The organism is Sulfurimonas sp., assembly GCF_041563495.1.
Taxonomy (GTDB): Bacteria; Campylobacterota; Campylobacteria; order Campylobacterales; family Sulfurimonadaceae; genus Sulfurimonas.
This window is the reverse complement of the sequence record NZ_JBFFMZ010000008.1, coordinates 75,938-97,911: the sequence shown is the minus strand read 5'-3', so window position 1 is coordinate 97,911 and position 21,974 is coordinate 75,938. Positions and strand designations below refer to the sequence as shown.

At 35.7% G+C, this 21,974-nt stretch carries 17 protein-coding genes and 1 tRNA gene; 9 read left to right on the top strand and 9 right to left on the bottom strand.

Features of this window, described 5'->3' with window-relative positions; translation table 11 throughout:
- Nucleotides 1-553: glutamate 5-kinase (locus ABYK18_RS09305; protein ID WP_373036396.1), on the top strand; the 553-nt coding region annotated here is incomplete at its 5' end.
- A gap of 1 nt (nucleotide 554) precedes the next feature.
- Nucleotides 555-1,787, top strand: coding sequence for a glutamate-5-semialdehyde dehydrogenase (locus tag ABYK18_RS09300; RefSeq protein ID WP_373036395.1), 1,233 nt, complete (start codon nucleotides 555-557; stop codon nucleotides 1,785-1,787).
- A gap of 30 nt (nucleotides 1,788-1,817) precedes the next feature.
- On the opposite strand, the gene ABYK18_RS09295 is transcribed toward ABYK18_RS09300, so the two are convergent.
- The 5 genes from ABYK18_RS09295 to ABYK18_RS09275 all read right to left on the bottom strand — a co-directional run bounded on the left by ABYK18_RS09295 (nucleotide 1,818) and on the right by ABYK18_RS09275 (nucleotide 10,323).
- Nucleotides 1,818-3,881, bottom strand: a complete 2,064-nt coding sequence (locus ABYK18_RS09295) for an alpha/beta fold hydrolase (protein ID WP_373036394.1) — start codon at nucleotides 3,879-3,881, stop codon at nucleotides 1,818-1,820.
- The gene (locus ABYK18_RS09290) at nucleotides 3,878-6,043 is read right to left on the bottom strand and encodes an acyl-CoA dehydrogenase (protein WP_373036393.1); all 2,166 of its coding nucleotides are present in this window, start codon (nucleotides 6,041-6,043) and stop codon (nucleotides 3,878-3,880) included. The genes ABYK18_RS09295 and ABYK18_RS09290 overlap by 4 nt, the downstream gene beginning before the upstream one ends.
- On the bottom strand, nucleotides 6,040-8,157 hold the full coding sequence (locus ABYK18_RS09285; RefSeq protein ID WP_373036392.1) for a 3-hydroxyacyl-CoA dehydrogenase NAD-binding domain-containing protein: 2,118 nt from the start codon (nucleotides 8,155-8,157) through the stop codon (nucleotides 6,040-6,042). Before ABYK18_RS09285 ends, ABYK18_RS09290 begins: the two co-directional genes overlap by 4 nt.
- A complete protein-coding gene (locus ABYK18_RS09280; RefSeq protein WP_373036391.1) occupies nucleotides 8,157-9,449 on the bottom strand; it encodes a thiolase family protein in 1,293 nt (430 codons plus the stop codon). Before ABYK18_RS09280 ends, ABYK18_RS09285 begins: the two co-directional genes overlap by 1 nt.
- A 250-nt stretch (nucleotides 9,450-9,699) precedes the next feature.
- A complete protein-coding gene (locus ABYK18_RS09275; RefSeq protein ID WP_373036390.1) occupies nucleotides 9,700-10,323 on the bottom strand; it encodes a DUF302 domain-containing protein in 624 nt (207 codons plus the stop codon).
- Between the two features lie 277 nt (nucleotides 10,324-10,600).
- Here ABYK18_RS09275 and ABYK18_RS09270 point away from each other — a divergent pair, with 277 nt between their 5' ends.
- The 3 genes from ABYK18_RS09270 to ABYK18_RS09260 all read left to right on the top strand — a co-directional run bounded on the left by ABYK18_RS09270 (nucleotide 10,601) and on the right by ABYK18_RS09260 (nucleotide 12,648).
- Nucleotides 10,601-10,942, top strand: a complete 342-nt coding sequence (locus ABYK18_RS09270; RefSeq protein ID WP_373036389.1) for a hypothetical protein — start codon at nucleotides 10,601-10,603, stop codon at nucleotides 10,940-10,942.
- Between the two features lie 87 nt (nucleotides 10,943-11,029).
- The gene (locus ABYK18_RS09265; protein ID WP_373036388.1) at nucleotides 11,030-12,187 is read left to right on the top strand and encodes a hypothetical protein; all 1,158 of its coding nucleotides are present in this window, start codon (nucleotides 11,030-11,032) and stop codon (nucleotides 12,185-12,187) included.
- A gap of 158 nt (nucleotides 12,188-12,345) precedes the next feature.
- Complete coding sequence (locus tag ABYK18_RS09260; RefSeq protein ID WP_373036398.1) at nucleotides 12,346-12,648, top strand: metal-sulfur cluster assembly factor; 303 nt, start codon at nucleotides 12,346-12,348, stop codon at nucleotides 12,646-12,648.
- Here the strand turns inward: ABYK18_RS09260 and ABYK18_RS09255 are convergent.
- The gene (locus tag ABYK18_RS09255) at nucleotides 12,645-14,330 is read right to left on the bottom strand and encodes a response regulator (RefSeq protein ID WP_373036387.1); all 1,686 of its coding nucleotides are present in this window, start codon (nucleotides 14,328-14,330) and stop codon (nucleotides 12,645-12,647) included. The two genes, ABYK18_RS09260 and ABYK18_RS09255, sit on opposite strands and share 4 nt — an antisense overlap.
- Nucleotides 14,331-14,422: 92 nt before the next feature.
- Here ABYK18_RS09255 and rsmH point away from each other — a divergent pair, with 92 nt between their 5' ends.
- From rsmH to ABYK18_RS09235, 4 genes are all read left to right on the top strand, one after another.
- The gene (gene rsmH, locus ABYK18_RS09250) at nucleotides 14,423-15,346 is read left to right on the top strand and encodes a 16S rRNA (cytosine(1402)-N(4))-methyltransferase RsmH (protein WP_373036386.1); all 924 of its coding nucleotides are present in this window, start codon (nucleotides 14,423-14,425) and stop codon (nucleotides 15,344-15,346) included.
- Entirely contained in the window at nucleotides 15,336-15,614 is a 279-nt protein-coding gene (locus ABYK18_RS09245) for a hypothetical protein (RefSeq protein WP_373036385.1), read from the top strand. Before rsmH ends, ABYK18_RS09245 begins: the two co-directional genes overlap by 11 nt.
- Nucleotides 15,615-15,631: 17 nt before the next feature.
- On the top strand, nucleotides 15,632-18,745 hold the full coding sequence (locus ABYK18_RS09240; RefSeq protein ID WP_373036384.1) for an efflux RND transporter permease subunit: 3,114 nt from the start codon (nucleotides 15,632-15,634) through the stop codon (nucleotides 18,743-18,745).
- A gap of 67 nt (nucleotides 18,746-18,812) precedes the next feature.
- A tRNA-Ile gene (locus ABYK18_RS09235) sits at nucleotides 18,813-18,889 on the top strand.
- A gap of 16 nt (nucleotides 18,890-18,905) precedes the next feature.
- Here the strand turns inward: ABYK18_RS09235 and ABYK18_RS09230 are convergent.
- From ABYK18_RS09230 to ABYK18_RS09220, 3 genes are read right to left on the bottom strand one after another with little or no spacing between them, the layout of a single operon-like run.
- Nucleotides 18,906-20,024: a tyrosine-type recombinase/integrase gene (locus tag ABYK18_RS09230; protein WP_373036383.1), complete on the bottom strand. Its 1,119-nt coding sequence runs from the start codon at nucleotides 20,022-20,024 to the stop codon at nucleotides 18,906-18,908.
- A 23-nt stretch (nucleotides 20,025-20,047) separates the two neighbouring features.
- Nucleotides 20,048-20,272 carry a hypothetical protein gene (locus tag ABYK18_RS09225; RefSeq protein ID WP_373036382.1) on the bottom strand — a complete coding sequence of 75 codons (225 nt, stop codon included), beginning with the start codon at nucleotides 20,270-20,272 and terminating at the stop codon, nucleotides 20,048-20,050.
- An 11-nt stretch (nucleotides 20,273-20,283) separates the two neighbouring features.
- Nucleotides 20,284-21,600 (bottom strand): hypothetical protein, encoded by a 1,317-nt coding sequence (locus ABYK18_RS09220; protein WP_373036381.1) that lies wholly within the window; start codon nucleotides 21,598-21,600, stop codon nucleotides 20,284-20,286.
- Between the last annotated feature and the right edge of the window lie 374 nt (nucleotides 21,601-21,974).

Here is a 21,974-nt window from a genome sequence, read left to right as displayed (position 1 = left end):
TTTAATGACAAGTTATAAAAAGAAATTTGATATTTATAATATAGATACTGCTCAGATACTACTGACTGAGGATGACTTTGACTCCAGAAAAAGAACTAAAATGTTTCAAGAGATTATAGATGCCCATTTAAGCAATGATATCTTGCCTATCGTTAATGAAAATGATATAACATCAACGCCTGAACAACTTTTTGGTGACAATGACCAATTATCGGCAAGTGTGGCTCATGCAATTAATGCTGAATTATTAGTGATTTTGAGTGATATTGATGGATATTATGATAAAAACCCTCAAGATCATGAGGATGCAAAAATCTATAAAGTGGTTACTGAACTGCCAAAAGAAGCACTTAATGATTCAGGTACTCCAAATGACCCGTTTGCAACAGGTGGAATAGTTACAAAGTTAAAAGCTGCAGAATTTATGATGAAAAACAAAAGAAAAATGTTTTTAACTAACGGGTTTGATTTGAGTTCTGCCGAGTCATTCCTTTTAGAAGGAAAACATACATTGGGTACAATCTTTGAGTCAAAAATAGCTAAGGAGAAATAGTATGGAAAAATTTTTACAAGAAGCAAAATCCGCTAGTAGAACTTTATCTACGATAAGCGGACGCGATAAAAACAGAATTTTAAGAGAGATGGCGGCAGCTCTAAGAGACGAAACAAAAGAGTTGCTCGAAGCCAATGCACTGGATATGGCAGATGCCGATAAAAATGATTTATCATCGGCATTAAAAGATAGACTGCTTTTAGATGAGAGCCGTATAGATGCTATGGCTGTGGCGGTTGAAGAAATAGCAGGACTTAAAGAACCTGTTGGTCGTGTACTAGATGGTTGGCTAACAGAAGATGGACTTAAAATAGAAAAAGTAAGCATTCCTATCGGAGTAATCGGTATCATTTATGAGTCCCGTCCAAATGTAACAAGCGATACGGCGGCACTTTGTTTTAAAAGCTCAAACGTCTGTGTATTAAAAGGCGGAAAAGAAGCTGAAAATTCAAACAAAGCAATCGCAAAAGTTTTAAAAGATGTGCTAATCAAGAATGAGTTGCCTGCTTCTTTGATATCTCTTATTCCTGACTCTTCAAGAGAAGGTGTCGCAAAACTCATTAAGATGGATAAGTATGTTGACCTTATTATCCCCCGCGGTGGAGCAGGGCTTATTAAGTATGTAAGTGAAAATGCGACCGTAAGTGTTGTCAAACATGATAAGGGGCAGTGTCATACATATATAGATAAAGATGCAAAGTTGGATAATGCTATAGCGATCGCAATAAACGCTAAGGTTCAAAGACCGGGTGTCTGTAATGCTATGGAGACTCTCTTGGTAGATAGAGCTATAGCATCTGCAGCATTGCCTAAGTTAAAAGTAGAGTTTGACAAGGCTCATACAGAATTAAAAGGTTGTTTGGAGACTCAGGCAATCATTGAAGCAAAACATGCTAATGATGAAGATTACGATACCGAATATCTGGCAAATATACTCAATATTAAAGTGGTAAGTGGAGTTGAAGGTGCAATCGAGCATATAGTGAAATTTGGTTCAGGTCACTCTGAAGCTATCATAACAGAAGATATCACAACCGCCGAGAAATTTTTAAATGCCATAGATGCAGCGGCAGTTTATGTAAATGCATCAACTCGTTTTACAGACGGAGGTGCTTTTGGTTTTGGAGCTGAGGTTGGAATAAGTACAAATAAATTGCATGCCCGCGGACCTATGGGAATAGAAGGTTTGACCACTTACAAGTTTAAAATATACGGAAGCGGTCAAATCAGATAAAAATATTTTAATTAGGCGTTAGATGAAATCTTATTTTGTATCCTCTATAAAATGGTAGATATTCTCAAAGATTTCGGTTTCGCCTTTCCCCAATATGATTGAGTGATTGTCTCTTGGCAATACGACCAATTTTTTAAATTCTGATTTTACGCCCTTATAAATAAACTGTGCACTTTTCGGGTTGACTATGGGGTCGTTGTCTCCTTGTATCACAAGGATAGGGTCTTTTATTTGCTTAAGTGTCGCATCTGCCTTAGTCATCAGTTTTTCCATTTGAGCTATTGAATTTAACGGATGCTTTGAATAGCTGATGTCCGGATTTTCACTTTTATTTTCTACCCATTCTACAATACCTTTTTCATGAAGTTGAGAGATCATTTCGTTAAATACGTGCAGTGTCGGTATTACATAGCTTACATGCAGACTGTTTAGTCTTAAAGCGGAGTTGATAACTATAAGACCATCGACCTTATGCTGAGCTGCATGTAAAAGAGCCAACAATCCGCCTGTGGCAAAACCTCCAATAAATACTTTTTCACAAACTTGGCTCATAGCGGTAATGGCAAGTTGAAAATCATATTCCCAATTTTTTGAGCTAATATGCTTTAGCGCAAGCGGGTTTGTCCCGTGTCCTCTTAGTCTTGGTAAATAAACATTAACACCTCTTTTAAAAAGATATTCTGCCAGTTTTTTTGCTTCTTGGGGTATTGTCATATATCCGTGTGCAAATACTAGAGCAGCAGTGTTTTTTGGATCATATAATACTATAGAAGCAGATGCATTGTCTTTTCCGGGAATAGTTTTATGATATTGAAGATACTCTTTTTCAAATATTTTGTACTCTTTATCTCTCAAATAAGCAAAGTTGTCAATTTTTAGTTCTTTTTGAGAAAATCCGGCATTATCCAGTGCCACGTTAACAATGTTTTTTTGCAGATTAATCTCATTTAAAATAACCTGGAAAGTGTTTTCAACCCTTATCCTGTCAAAGTTGTACTCTTTTTCCAATAGGTTTTTATCAAATAGATAATCTCCTTCACTGTTTTCATATAATATTTGTTGTAATTTAGCCAATTTTATTGCTGATAGAAAAGGAGCGTATTTATCGTCTAAGATAAGTAAAAACAGGTCATTTTTAAATGTCGGATGTAAATTTAGATTTTTTATACTATCAAGTGATGTGGCATTCTTGAAAATCAGTACTTTAAGATAACTTGGACATACTTTGATCGTTGACATTGTTACAAGAGAAAGAATAAAGATATGGTCAAAGTTAATTTGTATATTATGATAAACCTTTTTCATCACATCATTTATAAGTATTTTTCTCTGTTTGTCTATAAACTTGTCTATTTTGTCATCATTATTTAAAGAGTCATGACCTTGTTCAAGAAATTTGTCTACATAGTCGCTTACATGAATCGGTTTGTCAAAGTGCAGATGCATATTCGATTTCATTAAAAGATTAATTTCAATCTCCAATTCCTCGAAAAAATGCGTTCCGCGGATGTTCAAGTACTTGTCTATCCATAACAAAAGTGTGTTTTCACCGGGACGGATATTGTCATAAGTAATAGAGAGAGGTACGATCTGTACAGATATATCATTATTACTGTTTTTTCTTCTATTTCTTAATATTTCTGCTTTTAGTGCCAGAACAGCCGAGCCTGTGTAAATGGGTCTAATTCCTGATTTTGTATGGATATGAAACTCTCCATCATCAAAAGTGATAAGTTTGTTTTTTATCATATTCCCCTCAGGGTATATAATCCAGTCTGATTTACCTGAGATTAAATCATTTAAAATAATGCGGTTTTTGATTTTGTTTTTAACGGAGATAGTACCTGCCAATCTCATGTATTCTCCAAGCAAGCCGACAAATATGGAGTTATCCCCTAGAGAACGTCCTATATGGCCGTATCTGCTAAAAAGTATATATGGAACTATAAATGTCTCAAAGCGGGTAAAGTGGTTTGACAAAATTAAGACAGAACCTTTTTCCGGGATTTCTCCGCTGTATGTAATATCTGCACCTATTAGTTTTTTTAAAATGAATATAATAAACTGGGATATAAGTAAAATAAATCGTATCATTTAAAATATTCTTTTTTTGTAAATGAATCTACAGACACAATACCATCCTGCATTTTCCTTGCCGACTTAATGAGCACTTTTTCATTTTCTGTAAGTGAAGCGCTCCCGGATTTTTTTTCTTTAGCTAGTGCTTCTTTTGCATTTATCATCGCCTCGCAGGCGTTGCTTAACTCATTTATTCTGCTGCTATGGTAAATATTTGAGCATATTCTCTCTCTCATAACGGTGTTTGTACTCATCTGCAGTGCAATATGGTGCAAATCTTCATCTTTAACGGCTTCGCCCATCGGGTTTATCTTTACAAAGAAAAGATTTATTTTAAATAACCAAGCTAAAGGAGCTTTTGAAATATTTGCATAAATCCCTATAAAAGCTTCGTCTATTTTGTTAAATCCACTCTCCATAGCGACTCTAAGAAGTATCTCATCTTCTTTTAAATGGCCGTCGTTTTTAAAGCGTTTTAATGCTGCACTCATCATATACATCTGAGATAAAATATCACCGAAGCGTCCGGATATCGATTCACGTCTTTTTAAACCGGAACCAAGTAAACCGAGTGCAACATCACTTAAAAAAGCAAACTTTGCAGATGCCCATGAGAGTTTTTGTTCATAGCGTTTGGTTATGTCATTATCCATTGTGCGATGCAGATGTCCCCTTGTGAGTCCAAGCATAATGGCACGTATGCCGTTTCGTGCCACATGTTTAAGATGTGTAAAAAAGAGTGTATCAAAAGCGTCTAAATCACCACCTTCGAGAGCTTCTATCTGAGCATAGGCATATGGATGGCATCTGATTACCCCTTGACCAAACTGTATGAGTGAACGGGTCATTATATTGGCTCCTTCGACGGTAATGCCGATAGGTGAACCGAAGTAAGCATGTGCCAAAAGGTTTTTTGGACCTCTGCTGATTGCTGCACCTCCTTGAATATCCATTGCATCGAGTATATTTTTACGAAACATCTCTGTACTTTGCTGCTTCATGATTGCATTTGCAACTGCCGGTTTTGCTCCTGCATCTATAGCACCCAGTGTAAATGTTTTTGCTGAATCTAGCAAATATGTACTGGCAGCCAAGCGGCCTATAACTTCTGAGACTCCTTCAAACTTTGCTATTGAGAGTCCAAATTGATAACGGACTGTACTGTAGGTAGATGCGACAAAAGTTGAAAGTTTACTTCCACCTGTGCTGGTGGAAGGGAGTGAGATTCCGCGTCCAACGGCAAGAGACTCCATAAGCATTGTCCAACCCATACCGATACCTTCTTTGCCGCCGATAATATCATCAATATCTATGATTACATCCTTGCCTATAAGCGGTGCATTTACAAAAGGTACATTTAGTGGGTCGTGACGTCTGCTTTGGTCTACACCGTCTTTTTTAGAATCTACCAACGCGCAGGTAATTCCTAAATCCTCTCCTATGCCAAGATGATTTTGCGGGTCTTTTAGTTTAAATGCAAGACCTATGACTGTAGCAATAGCGCCTAAAGTTATATATCGCTTTTCAAACTGCAACCTGATTTTAAAAGTGCCGTCACTATCTTTAAAGACTTCCCCGTATGATTTTATTGAAGCCGCATCACTGCCGACATCAGGTTCAGTCAGTGCAAAACACGGTATTTCCCTGCCGTCTGCAAGCCTTGGTAAATAGTGTTGCTTTTGTTCTTGTTTTCCATATCGAAGTAACAGCTCTGCAGGCCCAAGAGAATTTGGCACCATTACGGTAATAGCCAATACCTGGGAATGTGTTACGAGCTTTTCAATCACGCAACTATGTGCATAGGCACTAAATCCTAAACCGCCGAATTCTTGCGGAATTATCATTCCAAAAAAACGTTCTTTTTTTAGATAAGTCCATACATCTTTAGGTAAATCTCTGTTTTGAAACACTTCCCAGTCATTTGTCATTGCACAGACTTTTTCCACCTGTGTATCTAAAAATGACTGTTCTTTCTCAGTCAGTTTAGGGTAAGGATATGAAAAGATCTTTTGAAAATCAGGTTTTCCGCTAAAGAGATCTCCCTCTATCCAAACATCTCCCGCAGTTAAAGCAGTTTTTTCGGTTTTAGATATAGAAGGCAATAGTCCCTTTGCCTTAAGCACATTGAAAAGTGGTTTTGTGAAGTATTTTATTCGTCTCTCTTTAAAAGAACTCATAATGCACCCCCGTAAAAAGAAGCATTTTCTTTTTGCATATCTATTAAAAGTTGTGATGGAGCAAATCTATCTCCGTTTGTCTCATGTAGTTCATTCAGCAGTTTTACGATTTGTGATATACCGATCTCATCTGCATAACGCATAAGTCCTCCGCGAAATGCAGGAAAACCTGTTCCCATAACCATTGCTATGTCTAAGTATCTTGCGTTGTCTACTACCTTCTCCTCGAGGCATCTGCTTGCTTCATTAATCATAATCAACAAAGCTCTATTTATGATAGCATCTTTGCCTATGGCACTAGAGCCGTTTTGAAAAGCGGCAATGTTTGGATTTGGCAGAGCTTCTTTGTTCTTGTAATCATAAAACCCCATTTTGCTTTTTTTGCCTAAATACTCTTTTTCAATCATTTTTTGCATGAGTGCAGAGGGTTTGATTCTATCTCCATAGGCACTGTTTAAAATTTTAGAAACACTGTCTCCTACATCTATTCCGACTGTGTCAATAAGAGTAAAAGGTCCCATCGGCATTCCAAAGTCCAAGAGTGCTTTGTCTATGTCTTTAATATCTCCGCCTTCTTCAAACATCATTACGGCCTCTTGCAGATAGGGCAGTAGGACTCTGTTTACTAAAAAGCCTGCGGAATCCTTGATCTTGATTGGTGTCTTGCCGAGTTGTTTTGCAAGATGCACTATTGTAGAGATTGTCTCATCATCCGTCTTTTCTCCGGCTATAATTTCCACTAATGGCATACGGTTTACAGGATTAAAAAAGTGCATACCTATAAAGCGCTCCGGATGTTTTAAACTCTCAGCCAGAGTGCTGATAGATATGGAAGAAGTATTTGTCGCTATTATGCATTTTGGTGTTATGACTTTTTCAAATTCTGAATATACTTTTTCTTTTAGCACCTTGTCTTCGCTGACTGCTTCTAGTAAAAAGTCCATATTTTCGAAGCCTTTGTACTCTTTTGTAAAGGTGACTCTGTCCATTTTCAGATCAACTTCTCGAATGCTTAGGCGGTTTCGCATAATTATCTCATCATATATTTTGCGTATACTTTTAATCGTTTTTGCAGCACTCTCATAGCTTCTGACTTTTAAACGGACTTCAATGTCTTTATGATTCATAGCCCATGCGATTCCGCTTCCCATCACCCCTGTACCTACAACGGCAGAATATTTTATATCTTTTGGCTTTGACTTGCTGAATGAATCGTGTTTTAATTCTTCAGAGATCAAAAAAAGTTCTATGAGGTTTTTACTTACAGAAGTCATGGCGAGATTAATCTCGGCTTCTCTCTCTATCTTCAACCCGTCTTGCAGGTTTTTTAAAAAGCTCTTTTGTAAAATATCAACTGCCATAAGCGGTGCAGGATAATGTCCGGCAGTTTTTTGTATAATTTTCTTTTTTACGATTGAACTTATTTTATCTCTTACAAAAGAGATATTTTCATACCATCTAATCCCTTTTCGAGAGGCTTTTATTTTAGCATCTAAGCTATTTTGCAGTATTTGCTTTATATATTCTTCTTTTTTAAAATCCAGATATCCGCTTGGTACACAAGCATCTACCAAACCCAGTTTTAGAGCTTTTTCTCCCTTTAGTTGTTTAGCTCCGACTATAAGTTCCATAGCTTTTGCATAACCTACAAGAGGGTAAAGTCTTTGTGTGCCGCCAAATCCGGGTATAAGGCCGAGATTTACTTCAGGAAGTCCAAGTCTCGTATGTTCATCTGAGGTTGAGATGCGGTAAGTACAAGCAAGTGCCATCTCTAGTCCACCGCCCAAACAAGCACCGTCAATCACGGTAATTGTAGGAAAGGGAAGTTTTTCGAGTTTGTTAAAGAGGTCTTGCCCCTGTTTTATAAAATCACTTACCTGTTTGTCGTCATTTGCGGTTTTTATCTCTTTAATATCTGCACCGGCTATAAAGATATCTTTTTTTCCACTTTGAATAAATAGTGCTTTGATCTGCGTATCTTGCAAAAGTGAGTCTAACAAGAGGTTTAACTCAGACATAGATTCACTTGAGAAAACATTTGCACTGCTTCTTGGAGTATCAAAGATTAGTGTGGCAATTCCATGTTTGTCCTTTTTTAATTTAAAGTACTTCATTATTCTGCCTCCAGAAGTAAAGCTACACCTTGACCGCCGCCAATGCAAAGAGTAGCCAGACCTTTTTGTAAACCGCGGTTTTTCAGCTCATGCAAAAGCGTTATAACCAGTCTTGTTCCCGTCATCCCAACAGGATGGCCGAGTGCTATACTTCCGCCGTTTACATTTAAAATATTTGGATTTATCGCGCCAACAGCATTAGCATCGCCAAAGTGTGTTTTGGCAAATGCCTTGGATTTAAATGCTTTTAGGCAGGCAATTACCTGAGAGGCAAAAGCTTCGTTTATCTCAACTAAATCTATGTCTTTCATAGTGAGACCGGTTCTGGCAAAAAGATCATGGGTGGCAAAGACTGGTCCCAGACCCATGCGTTTTGGGTCAAGTCCTTTATAACTATAGTCCGTGAGATAACCCAGCGGAGTCAATCCTCGTTTTTTCGCCTCACTCTCCGACATTAAGATTACAGCAGCAGCTGCATCTGTAACCTGTGAGGAGTTAGCTGCCGTGACAGTTCCGTTTTTTCTATCGAAAAATGGTTTAAGCAGAGATAGTTTTTCCAATGAAAGACCCTCTCTGATGCCATCATCATAATCTAAAAACTTACCGTTTATCTCATCATATACAACAGCTGTACTCTCTTGTTCGAATCTAGCGCTGTTTTTAGCTTTTAGCGCTTTTTCATGGCTGTTGAGGGAAAATTCATCTTGTTCTGCTCTGCTGATGCCAAAATCTCTGACAAGGATTTCTGCCGTGGAACCCATCATCAACCCGCTGACAGGGTCTGTCAGTCCAGACATAAGACCGACAATCGGTTTTAAATATGAGGGACGAAAGCCGAATATGGTTCGTAATCGGTCAATATAGTTTTTTGATTTGGATAGTTCCGTAAAGAGAGCCGTCATATTTTTGTTGAATATAAAAGGGATATTACTCATAGATTCCACACCCCCGCAAAGATAAATCTTACCTTCGTTGGCATGAATCTTAGCGGCGGCACTTGTAATCGACTGCATTCCTGAAGCACAGTTTCTGTTTACAGTCATGGCAGGAGTAGATTCCGGAAATCCTGCACGCAGGGAAATCACTCTTGCAATATTTGCAGCATGAATAGGTTGGGAAACATTACCTATAATGACTTCATCCACTTCATCAAAGTCTATAGGAGAGCTCATCATCAACTCTCTAATAAGTCTTGCACCAAGAGTATCGGCTTGTAAATTTTTAAATTTTCCGCCAGCTTTTGCCATTGGTGTCCGAAGACCGGATATAATTGCTATTCTCTCATTTTTCATTTGTTAACTCCATGTAAAAAGGATGTTGTAAAATGTTGATAAAAAGTATTTCTTAAGCGTATATAACTATAACCCTATTCATATTAATATAAGCTTTTACTAAACATGGGTACTTAAATGTATAGTGTTTTTTCAAAAATTGTGAAAGTAAATTTAGGTTGGAAGTATTTTTTTGTATAGAAGAAAATTTGTCCCCGCCTCGAGACTGTAAATTATTTTACAGTCTCAAGAGAGAGAAAATGTAAAAAAATTAATTTTTATTTTTTTTTCTCCACTCATCTATGTCGTAACCTGCAGCTATAGTAGGAATTTCTTCCATAGCTTTTTTAACATTTATCATATCTTTAAGAAGAGAAGCTTCAATTGGTTTTTTATCAGTTCCACCGTAAATTGCAAGAGTCATATCCATTGATACTAAATATCTTTTGCCATTACCATACTCAACATAGATTACACGACACGGCATAAACCCACCATAGTAACGAGAATGATTTAACATTTTTTTAGCAATGCTTAAAGAACAAAATTCAGCAATCCTTGCATGAACAACTTTATCTGGAGTAGGGTTTTCTGCTTCTGTGAGTCTAAACATATTTTTCTCACCGACAAATCTCATATTATAGTCACCTGCAAGTGATTTCATATCTTCAAAAATATCATCTTCTGTTAAATCTTTATCTGTAATCTCCCACTCTTTCATCATAGCCTGAGCTGGATCACCCGTTTCAGATAACTTACCCATCATTTCAGCATAAGCTTCTTGAGCCTCTGATGGGAAGCCCATATATGCTATACCCATTTTTGTCATCGTACAACCACTCATTGTAAATGCAGCAAACACTGTTGCTATCATCATTACTATTCTTTTTTTCATTATATCTCCTAATCTAAGTATCAAATTATAATAACATAATAAATACTAATATATCAAGAAAAAGAGAGATAAAAGTGATAAAAATATAACAAATGTGTAAATACTTGTTTCATATTTCCTCACATTTAGGCTATATTAGCTTTACTTTGAACTATATAATGATAGAAAGTGACAATGTTAGACTAATTTTATTAAATAGTTTAATTGTTGATACATATCAATGCCGAATAGATAAATCTAGATTACAATTGACCAATAATTTTAAAAAGGATTTTCTATGTCTATAATTCCAAATGAAGCAACTAAAATAGAAGTAACAGGAGCAACTGTTGATTTCTTTGAGTTGGCTAAAGACGGAGTAAGCACTTATTACTTCGACACGTCAAAATGTGGACCGCCGGACCCAATGGTAAATGCAATGTGTGGTTTAAGACTTATTAAAAATACAAACAACACTTTAGTTATGATAAACCATAAATCACCAGGCGGGCTTTTTGCTAAACTTGAGGCTGATATTGCCCATACTGTTGAAAGTACGGATGATGGTTTACTTAAAATCACATTTACAAATGTAAATGCAGGTGTTGACTCTGATTTAACTCAAACAGCTTGTCACTAAAAAAGTAAAATGTTTTCCATCTCGCAAGATTTTGCACCACCTTTTAAACTTATCTCCCCTTTTTTTATTGTGGGGAGTCTTTTTTATATGCTAGCATCCATCTATATATTTTTCTTCTCTTCAGACAATCTTTTTATTTTAGACACAAAAGTGTTGGGTTTGGTTCATCTGTTTTTACTTGGTTTTGTGATGATGGTTATTTTTGGAGCAATGGCACAATTAGTTCCGGTAGTCCTTGAGGTAGGTCATGCAGCGGTAGAACTTTTTTATGCAATATGGCCGCTTCTTGGCATCGGAGCACTTCTTATGGTGCTTGGTTTCTTAAAGTTTCCGGCACTTCTTCCATATGGTGGTACGGTTGTCCTTATATCTATGATGATATTTGTTATGGAAATCTTCTCTACCATTAGAAAAGTTAAGAAGTTCAATCTGGTTATGAGCAGTGTCCTTATATCAAACACATTTTTATTTTTCGGTGTAATCTTTGGTCTTGTAATGGCTCTTGGATATGCAGGAGTTCTTGAAGTTGATATATTGGCACTGCTTCGCTCACACGTATATCTGGTAATCGGTGGGTACATAATGATAACTATTATGGGGCTTTCTGTCGTTCTTTTACCTATGTTTGGATTGTCTCACGGATTTTCTATGAAGCCTCTGGAAATAGCTATAACTCTGATGAGTATATCTGTTATGCTTGTCGTGATTTCTTCTTTTGTGGATTATTCGTTTATAAGATATATCGCTTATTCTTTATCCGTTATATCAATGTTCTTGTATTTCTATCTTGTATATACCATCTTTAAAACCAGAGCTAGAAAAGAACTCGATATATATGCAATATCACTTATATATGCGTATATATCAATGTTGATTTCTTTACTTCTTGGGTCATTGTATCTATTTAGCTCTTTTGAGCCATTACTGTTGGCTAGCGGCTGGTTAATGTTTTTTGGTTTTTTTGGATTTGCAATAACGGGACATATATATAAAATAGTTCCTTTTCTTGTATGGTTTGAACGCTTTTCTCCGCTTGTTGGAAAAGAAAAAGTACCAATGTTAGCAGATATGCTTCCTCAAAAGAGTTCTCACGCTCAGTTTGTGTTTTGTGCTGCAGGTGTAAGTATTATAGCCGTAGCTATACTTTTACAAGACAACACTCTTATAAAGGCTGGTGCTTCGTTTTTAGTTATCGGTGCGTCAGCACTTGTGCGAAACGTATTTTATATGATAAATTTCAAGTAAAGTATTATTAAAATAAAAAAAAAACACTCGTGTTTTGGGCTTTCTGCCGAAGAAAACAAAGTGTTAACGTAGGCAACGGAATTATTTCTGTTAGCGTAATATAAATAGATGAAGGGTTGCCTTCATTTTATAAAATAAAATTAAGGAATAAAATTATGATGTATTCAAAAGAAGAATTGTTTTTGGCAATATCTACAGTTATAGACCCGGAAGTTGGTTTCAATCTTGTTGAGATGGGACTTATATATGATGCTACATGCGATGATGAGGGAAATGCTCATGTAACAATGACACTCTCAACAAAAGCGTGCCCAATGCATCAGATGATACTTCAATGGGTCAAAGAGTCTGTTGAGAAAATGGCTAATATTAAAAATGTAGAAGTAGAACTTGTTTGGGAGCCGGCTTGGAATATTACGATGGCTGACGATAATGTGAAAAAAGCTCTTGGAGGAGCTTAATCTTTATACTTTTTAATATCTTCTAGGAGATGATGAAGAGAGTTTTCATACTCTTTAAGCAGTTCTATATATTTTTTATCTTGCGGATGTAGAATTGCTTGTTTTAAATCAAGAACTATCTGGCTTATGTTGTTGGCTCCGATGTTTGCGGTTATTCCGCTAAGATCTAGTAGATAACGATCTGCCTTTTGCACCTCATTGTACTTTATAAACTCCTGTAACTTTGCAGGAGAATTGCTATAAGTATTTACAAATTCACTTAATATGTCATGATAAAAAGCTACGTCATCACCACATATTTGAAGTCCTTGGTCCGTGTCTAAATCATGAGTAATAACTATTTCAACAAATTCGTCAGGTATTTTATGTTGCGTTCCGTTATGCGCGTAAGCATATAGTATATTGTATAAAGCCTCCATTTTGAGCGGTTTTTCAAGATGCTCTTCCATTCCGGCTTGGGTCATCTTTTTAATATCATCAAGTGCAGTGTCACCGCTTAGGGCGACTATTACTATATGATTGTATTTTGGATTTTTTCTTATTTTTCTAGTGGCTTCAAAGCCGTCTACCCTAGGCATATGTGCATCCATGAGTATAAAGTTAAAGTCACTGTTTTTCTCTAAAATCTCCAGTAAAAACTGACCATCGTCAGCCAGTGTTACCTCAATACCTGAGTCTGCTAAAAGACCGCTAATAACTTTTTGGTTGATTAAATTGTCTTCTGCCACTAGAATTTTTTGACCTGCAAACTCTTTAAAGTCATCTTTGGTTATTTTTAAATGAGGTGGGACATCTCTTTTGACTCTTGTTAATTTATTGCCTGTATGAGTTTCTTCAAAAGCAGGTAAAACTACACTTTTATTGTTTTCTTCTTCTCCAAAACTCCCTTCTTCTCTTCCGTTTAGGGCATCGAAGTTGATAGTTTCTTGTCTCTCTTGCATGACCATCGGCTCTGTGTCTTTAGAAGTTGTCTCAACTGTTTCTTCAAGAAAATCTTCTTTTGTTGGTTCTTCAAAGTATGTTTGTTTATCAGCTTCTGCCGTAAAATCCTCAACATCGTCTTTTTGTTTTTGTTGGGAGCGTTTAATTATAAAGTAAATTACTATTAGGATTAAAATTGCCAAAGCTGCAATTATTTCATTGAAATAAGTTTCTAACACATCAAGTTCCTTGGTTCTTTTCGGAGTAGTATTTTCTTTTATTACTATATCTTTTTTTTGCTTTTTTATTTCATTTATGTCATTTTTTTGTGTTAAAGGCTCTACTTTTATGCTTTTTATATCAGGTTCCGGCATTAAAAGAGGATCGTTAATAATTTGTACTTGTTCGATATTAATCGGTTTTGGGATTTCTATTTTTGTATTGTCGTACGTTGGCAATTTAAGTACATATGCGTCTTTGAATTTTGTTTTTTTAAGTTTATTTAAGACTGAATACATGGTAACAATATCGTTAAACGGTTCTATTGTTACTATAAAATAATTTCCATATTTTTTTGAGACAACTTCTAGAGAGTTTTTATCTAGAAACCGTTTGAATTTCTCATCTTTCTTTATGATGTAGTCTATACTTTTTTGCATTCCCTCAGTATTTGATTCTGTTGAACAAGTACCCAAAACTATTTGACTCTGATTTGCCAAAACAATAGAATATATGAAAGAAATTAAAAAGATTATTTTCAATAGTGACCTTTTTTTAATTTATAATACACTATTAAAAATTAAAATTTACAAAATTAATGTATAATCTGTTCAATATACGCTAAAGGCTCTCAGTGCAAAATATCCCTCATATTCCCGTTCTCTACCGTGAAGTAGTAGATACCTTCAAAGATATAGAAAACGGAATCATAATCGACTGTACAATGGGATATGGAGGACACTCTTCAATGATGCTAGAGGCAAATCCGAATATTGAGCTTATAGCGATAGACCAAGACCAGACTGCCATAGACTTTTCTACGAAAAGGCTTGAAAAATACGGAGATAGAGTAAGCATAAGAAAAGGTCGTTTTTCATCCGTAATCAAAGATATAATCGCAGAGTACGGTGTTGACAAGATAAAAGGTGTTCTAGCAGATATAGGTGTCTCTTCTCTTCAGCTTGACCAAAAAGACAGAGGTTTCTCTTATGAGAGTGACAACCTTGATATGAGAATGGATAAAGATGCCCCTCTTAGTGCTTACAATGTTGTAAACGAATATTCAACTCATGAACTTGAACATATTTTACTGGAGTACGGAGAACTTAGAAACTACAAAAAGATAGCATCTGCCATAGTTAATGCTCGTCCGTTCACATCTGCAAAACAGTTAAGCGATTCAACTCGGAATCTAATGCCCCACGGCAAAAAGATTCATCCTGCTACACTTTTGATGCAGGCTATTCGCATAGAAGTTAATGATGAACTAGGAGAGCTGAAGTCACTCTTACAAAGTATAGAAGACTCAGAATTCTCAGATGCAATAGTTGCTATTATATCTTTCCATTCACTTGAAGACAGAATAGTAAAACAAACATATACAAAGTGGAGTAAAAACTGCATCTGCCCTGATGATGCAATGAGATGTGTATGTTCGAGGGATAATGCAAAAGGGCGTATTTTGAGTAAAAAACCTATAACAGCACAAGATGACGAGCTAAAAAGCAACCCAAGAAGCAGAAGTGCAAAGATGAGAGTTTTCCATTATGAGCGATAAACACGAACTTCTTGATGAAGTAGAACAGGTCTTAAATAAAAAAAAGAGACTAGATCTTAACTATCTTGTATTTACGCTGCTTATTATGAGTTTTGTAAGTTTGACTCTGTTTCCAAAAATATATATACAACAGCGCATCTACTTTAAAAGTAGAGATATTTCAAAACTCAAAGGTGAATACGATACGCTTTTAGAAGAAAACAGACTCATAAATGCATCTGTTGAATCTATTCGATACAAAAACCAAATATTAGATACACTTTTTTAACATAACCAAGGACAACAATGATTCGTCGCTTTATAGAATTTGCCATTGACAAGCCTCTTCTTAACCATATATTACTTACTTTTATCGTACTTCTTTCTATTTTTGCCTATGTAAATATCCCAAAAGAGATATTCCCTCCTATGAATATGGATAAGATCACCATCAGCGGCGGTTATGCAGGAACGTCTGCCGATGTTCTTGATAAGATGGTTGTTAAAAGCATAGAAGACGATTTGCAAAACGTCGATGAAATAGAGAACATAAAGACAACTATCAAAAACGGTTCATTCTCCATTATCAGTGATATCAAACCTGGTTCTGAGAATACAACAGTTTTAAGCGATGTAAAAGATATACTCAGCGGTGTTAGAAAAGATTTACCCGCAGATATGGCTGAACCGATTGCTAAGATTCAACTTCACAGTTTTCCTCTTGCTTTGATTGCTTTAGCTGGTGATAAAAGCAAAAAAGAGCTGTTGACTCTAGCAGATGAGCTAAAGAGTGATTTGAGCAGGTTTAAAGATTTGAGTGACATTACTATTCGCGGAGATGCGGATGATGAACTTGTCATTACTCTTAACGAACAGAAACTTCTAGCTTTTGGTCTAAAACCGTCCTTAGCCGTAGCATCTCTAAGAAATATAAGTTCAATTTTTCCCATAGGAACCATCAAAGAGCAGGGTAAGCATCTCTATATATCTACATTCAACGGTGAAAAATCAAAAGGGGCAATAGAAAATACAATCATAAGTGTCGGAGATGCCAGAGTCAGAATAGGCGATATAGCAGATATAGAATTTAAGCTTAGTGACGAGTCTGAGCTCTCGCATTATAACGGTGCTAGAAATGTATCTATAAACGTGACAAAGTCCAAGGACGGAAATGCTATAGCGTTGGTTAAAAAGATAAGAGAGCTGTTAAAGGAAAAAAGTGCAAACTCTTTGGGTGTGAAGTATGAGATATATACGGATACTTCTATCTGGATTAAAAATCGTCTTAATACCGTTTTTGCCAACATCATGTTTGGTTTGATGCTTGTTTTTATTGCGATGTTTATTTTTATAAATCGCGGTATTGCACTAATCGTAGCTATCGGGATTCCTGTCAGTTTTATGATTGGACTCATAGCTACGGAGCTTATGGGAGACTCTCTTAATATGCTCTCACTTCTCGGTGCACTCATTGCCCTTGGGATGCTTGTAGATGAGGCTATTGTCGTTGCTGAGAATATCTACAGGCATCTGGAAGAGGGTATGGAGAAGAGAGAGGCTGCCATAGTCGGTGCAACTGAGATGTTTCCTGCTGTTTTAGCCGCAACACTTACGACTGTTTTTGCCTTTTTACCTATGCTTTTGCTTACAGGCGAGATGGGTATGTTTATAAAAATCATACCTATTATGATAACCGTGCTTCTGCTATCATCACTCTTTGAAGCATTTTACTTTCTGCCGTTACATGCACATGACTTCTTAAGAGTTTCTCATGATGAGAGTTTTACAAAAAGACTGTGGAAAAAACTCAGTTCATTGCATAGCAAGGCTCTGCACTTTTTCTTTAGAGCTAAATGGATATCGTTAATCGTCATAGTTGTAAGCATCCTATCTTTGACCTTTGTGCTTATAAAAAACTCGAAGTTTCAACTCTTTCCTGATTTTGATACTACTCAGATATATGTGTACGGTAAAGTAGACGTTAACAGTGAACTCGAAGATACAGAGAAGATAGTAACCGCGCTAGAGAAAAAACTTTTGGCAAACACAAATAAAGATGATTTCTCTTCTATTACATCTGTTATAGGGTTTAAGATGGATGCCAAAAATATGGTTGAGACTGGAGATAATCTTTTTCATATATTTATAGACTTAAAAGAGCGTGCTCCTGTTAATCTGTTTGATAAATATATAAGCCCATACCTCTCGGTAGAATACGTTGCAGATATCTTGACCAGACGAAACAGTGCCGAGTCTATAGCAAAAAATATAGACAAAATAATAGAACCGTTTAAAAAGCTCAAAGAGGGCGGTCATTTAGTCTATGAAGAGTTGGTGGTAAAAGTTCCAGGTGCAGGTGTCGTCGCATCTGATATAGAGATCAGTTTAAGCGGAAAGAATGAAAACGATATACTCAAGGGAGTAAAATATCTAAGAAGTTCATTGGAGAAAATCAACGGTGTAAGTAATGTCTCAGATGATGCAAATCCTGGAGAGAAAGAGCTTAAACTGCGTGTAAATGAGTATGGACAGCAGTTGGGATTTAATGAGGAAGTGATATCTAATGAACTTAGGTCGTATTATCTAAAAGGCGAATACGGCAAAATGTTCAACGATGAAGGACTTGTCCGCATCAGGATTGAGAGTGGGATAAATGAAGACATAGACTCTATACAACGCATCGAAGTCCAAGTACCGGGAACCAATAACTTTGTTTCCTTAAAAGATGTTTGTGATTTCATAATGACTCAAGGCTTTGTTGCACTGAAAAAAGAAGACGGAAAAAGAATCAGAACAGTTCTTGCAACTCTAAACAAAAAAGTCATAACTTCGGCAGAAGCTATGAAAGAGTTGGAGCCAACATTTGAGAAACTCAGGAAAGACGGCTATAAGATAGACATAAAAGGTGAGGAAAAAGAGAACGCGAAAAATAAAAAAGAGATGCTGCAGTCTGCTATAATAGCTATCTTCTTAATCTTTATAACTTTGGTTTGGCTGTTTGACTCTATTAAAAAATCTCTTATAGTCATCAGTACCATACCTCTGGTTTTACTAGGTGTTTATTTTGGACACTGGGTAATGGGCATCAACCTTACAATGCCTGGATTGATAGGAATAGTAGGACTTGCAGGAGTTGTTGTAAATGACGGACTTATAGTCGTTAACTTCATAAAACATGCAGATGACACAGAAGAGCTGATGAAAAGAGCAGGGACAAGACTTAGACCAATTTTGCTTACCTCTTTGACAACAGTTTTAGGTCTCTCAACACTCATATTTTTTGCTTCCGGGCAAGCTATGATACTTCAACCTATGGCAATATCTCTGGGCTTCGGAATCGCTTGGGCTACCGTACTTAACTTGATATATGTGCCACTGCTTTATGCAGTTGTTTTTAAAATCAAAGATAGGGCAAAATAAAAGAAAAGTATAAGAATATTTTGACTATAATTGCGCCCTACAAAGCGAAAGCTTGTAACAAAACAGTGGGTCTTTAGCTCAGTTGGTTAGAGCCCTCCGCTCATAACGGAGTGGTCATGTGTTCGAGTCACATAGGACCCACCACTTACACACCGAACTTTCAAGCCTCAATCAATTTTTTGTTAACATTAAGTGGGACCGATTTGGGACAGCTCTTTTTGAACAAGTCAATACTAGTGTTAATCTTTAAGTGATTATCTTTGATAAAACCTGCGTAGTTTTTCATAATCATCTCTGGCGAAGAGTGTCCGACTATTGCCGCAATTTCCATAATTTTAAATTCGCCACTATTTAACATAGCAGTTATAAAAGTATGTCTTGTGCTATAGAGTTTTCTGTATTCAATCTCACAATCTTTTACAAGTTGGTGCCATCTTCTTTTGAAAAATGAAGCGTCTTTTATAAACGTCTTATCAAAGTCAAATAGATAAAGTGATTCACTTAATTTCTTTTGGCTCTCTATATATGGTTTAAGAGCTTCAAACATTGGAATATCTCTAATACTCCCAAGTGTTTTTGGTGAAGTGATACGACCTTTTGAAACTGACCTTTTTACGGTTATTCTATCTTCAAGAATATCACTATGCATAAGTCCTAGTATTTCTCCACTTCTCATGCCAGTATTTAAAGCTATGCCGATATAGTTTCGAAACATACCTTCTGCTTTTTCAAGAAGTAATGAAACTTCATCTACAGAAAAAACGTGAATAGGTGCTTTTTCTTCTCTCTTAAACCTAATACCAAAAGCTACATTTTTATCTATAGCTTCATCATCAAGAGCAATATCGAGTGTGCCTCTGATACAACCAAGATAATCTTTTTTGGTACTATTTTTAATATTTAAAGAAGCAAGATACTCTTTAACTGAAAGAGTTCTAATCTCATTAACAAACATATTTCCAAAGAACTTATTTACTTTATTGTAAACACCAATGCGAGTGTGAAAACTTTTGTCATTTTCATGTAGCTTCACAAACTTTTCATGATAGTACGAAAACTTTTTATGTTCAGGCTTTCGCAAATCATTTATATATATCTTTTCCATAAGTCTTGGAATAATTTCTTGCTCCAACTTCTTACGGTTTGCCTTAGTATCTTTAAGTCCTGTAGTTCTTTTAATTCTCTTTGAATTAATATAATAATCAAGATATAAAGTACCGTTTCTTTCGCGTATCGTTGCCATAGTTTTCCTTTTGGCAACCGCAGATAACTTTAACATGATACATCCTTTTAGATTATATTTCAATCTGGAAAAATTTTATTGAAGATATTATCTATCTCTTTTGATGACATATTTGAACCTCTCCACCATTTCTCAATAGCTTCAAAATCCCACCTGATAGTGTTCGCTTGTTTTACATAATGCTCATTCAAAATGAATTCTTCACTTTGTATTCTTCTTTGAAAGAAGTCTCTTCCAACTTCATAGATTTCACATAGAGTTGAGGTTGATTTATATCTTTTCATCTTGAATAAGCCTAAAAAGGAAACTCTTGCTGCGCAGGTTTCCCTCTATGCTCCAACTCAATAAATGCCAGTTGATGTTTTTTGATAAGTAGCTGTAAATCTAAATCTGGGCTAGTCATTTTTAACTCTAAAGTTTTAATATACTTTTCTAGCTCTAAATCATCAAGCTCTTTTAGGTTTACTGGTTCATCTATGTCCTCATAAACAGTTTGAAGTTTTACAGACTTTTGATAATAATCATATTTTGGTTCTATACTTTTCTCAAATGCTTCTTGTATTTCATCATAAAACTGTTCATCAACTATACCGCCATGAATGTAATATTTTCTTGCCAGTGCTACATGCTCTTTAATTGAATCCTCAATCGTATAAGAGTAGTTCTTTCTCTTTAATCTCTCTAAGGGCATATCTACTGCTAAAAAGTCTTTTAGCTTGTAAGAGTCAGATATATATTGCCACAGCGGGTGAGTATCTGCTTTGTATCTATTCATAGTATTAATGGAGTTCTCTGATATGGTAGATAAATCGACTAATCTTATTGCGTTCATAGACTCTTTAAAAAGCTTCTCTGCATGACCTAGTAAATCTTCTACTGTATCAATGTTGTATGTCTTTAAATATTTACGATGAAGTTCAAACTCCAAGTTAAATATATCATCCTCTTTTGTAAAGCCGTTATTTAAAAAATACTCATACATCAGTTCACTCTTATTGGAGTTTTTTAGTTCCTCTCTTTTATCATAAAGACGAAGTAAAAAAGGATCTTTTCCAATATAGAGAGTTTGAAGTTTATACTTTGAGCTTACCTCTTTTAAATGAGTTGTATATTTGCGTTTTCTGCTTACAAACATATCTTTTTGCAACCATGATAAATCAGACTGTATAAACATGTTTAAATCGACTCTGGTTATAGGTTTATAATCAGTGGTTACTTCTTTAAATAAATCATCTACATATCTAAGAAGTGCTTTTATGCCCAGTGTATATATACCGACAGCAGTGAACTGCACTTGTATATCATTTAAACCTCTGTTTGTAAGATAATCTTTAAACCCGACAGTTACGAAGTTATCTAAATGAGTGAACCAGTAAAAGCCTTGTGCTTTACCGTTGAACTCAAAAACTTGATTGTTGATAGATACTTTTAAATCTTTATTTGAGTAAGATATTTCTCTCTTGTCAAATCTTCCTTTGCTGTCCTCTAGTTGGTCTAGTATCTCTAAGAAGAAATCATCATATAAATTATTGGACTCATAGAAGTAGTAAAGTGTATCTATCCCACTAATTACATTTGGTAAGTTAGTGGACGTATTATTTTTATTTTCCATTTTTTACCCTTTAATTATTAACACATACAAAGTAAGAGTCTCTATCTCCGTATAAATACGGAGCCTCTTTCTCTAACTATGTACATGTCATTTTTATTTGTAAATATGTTAAGAACCGAGTGTTACCAAGAACTCGGATATAAAGCTCGTGGTTCGAGTTGCTCTTCATCTTTTGTTCGTGACCTCACAAACAGATGATAAGCTCCTCTCACTACGAGGTTTTTAATTAGATACCGTAGTAACTACACTTACCTATTACACCTACTTCAACTTCTACTGTTGAACCGATCTTGTCTTTATATAGACTAAGTTTTTCTTTTGGGATAGAGATGTCTATCAACTCGTTTTTTATTTCGCCGTTGACACAAAAAATA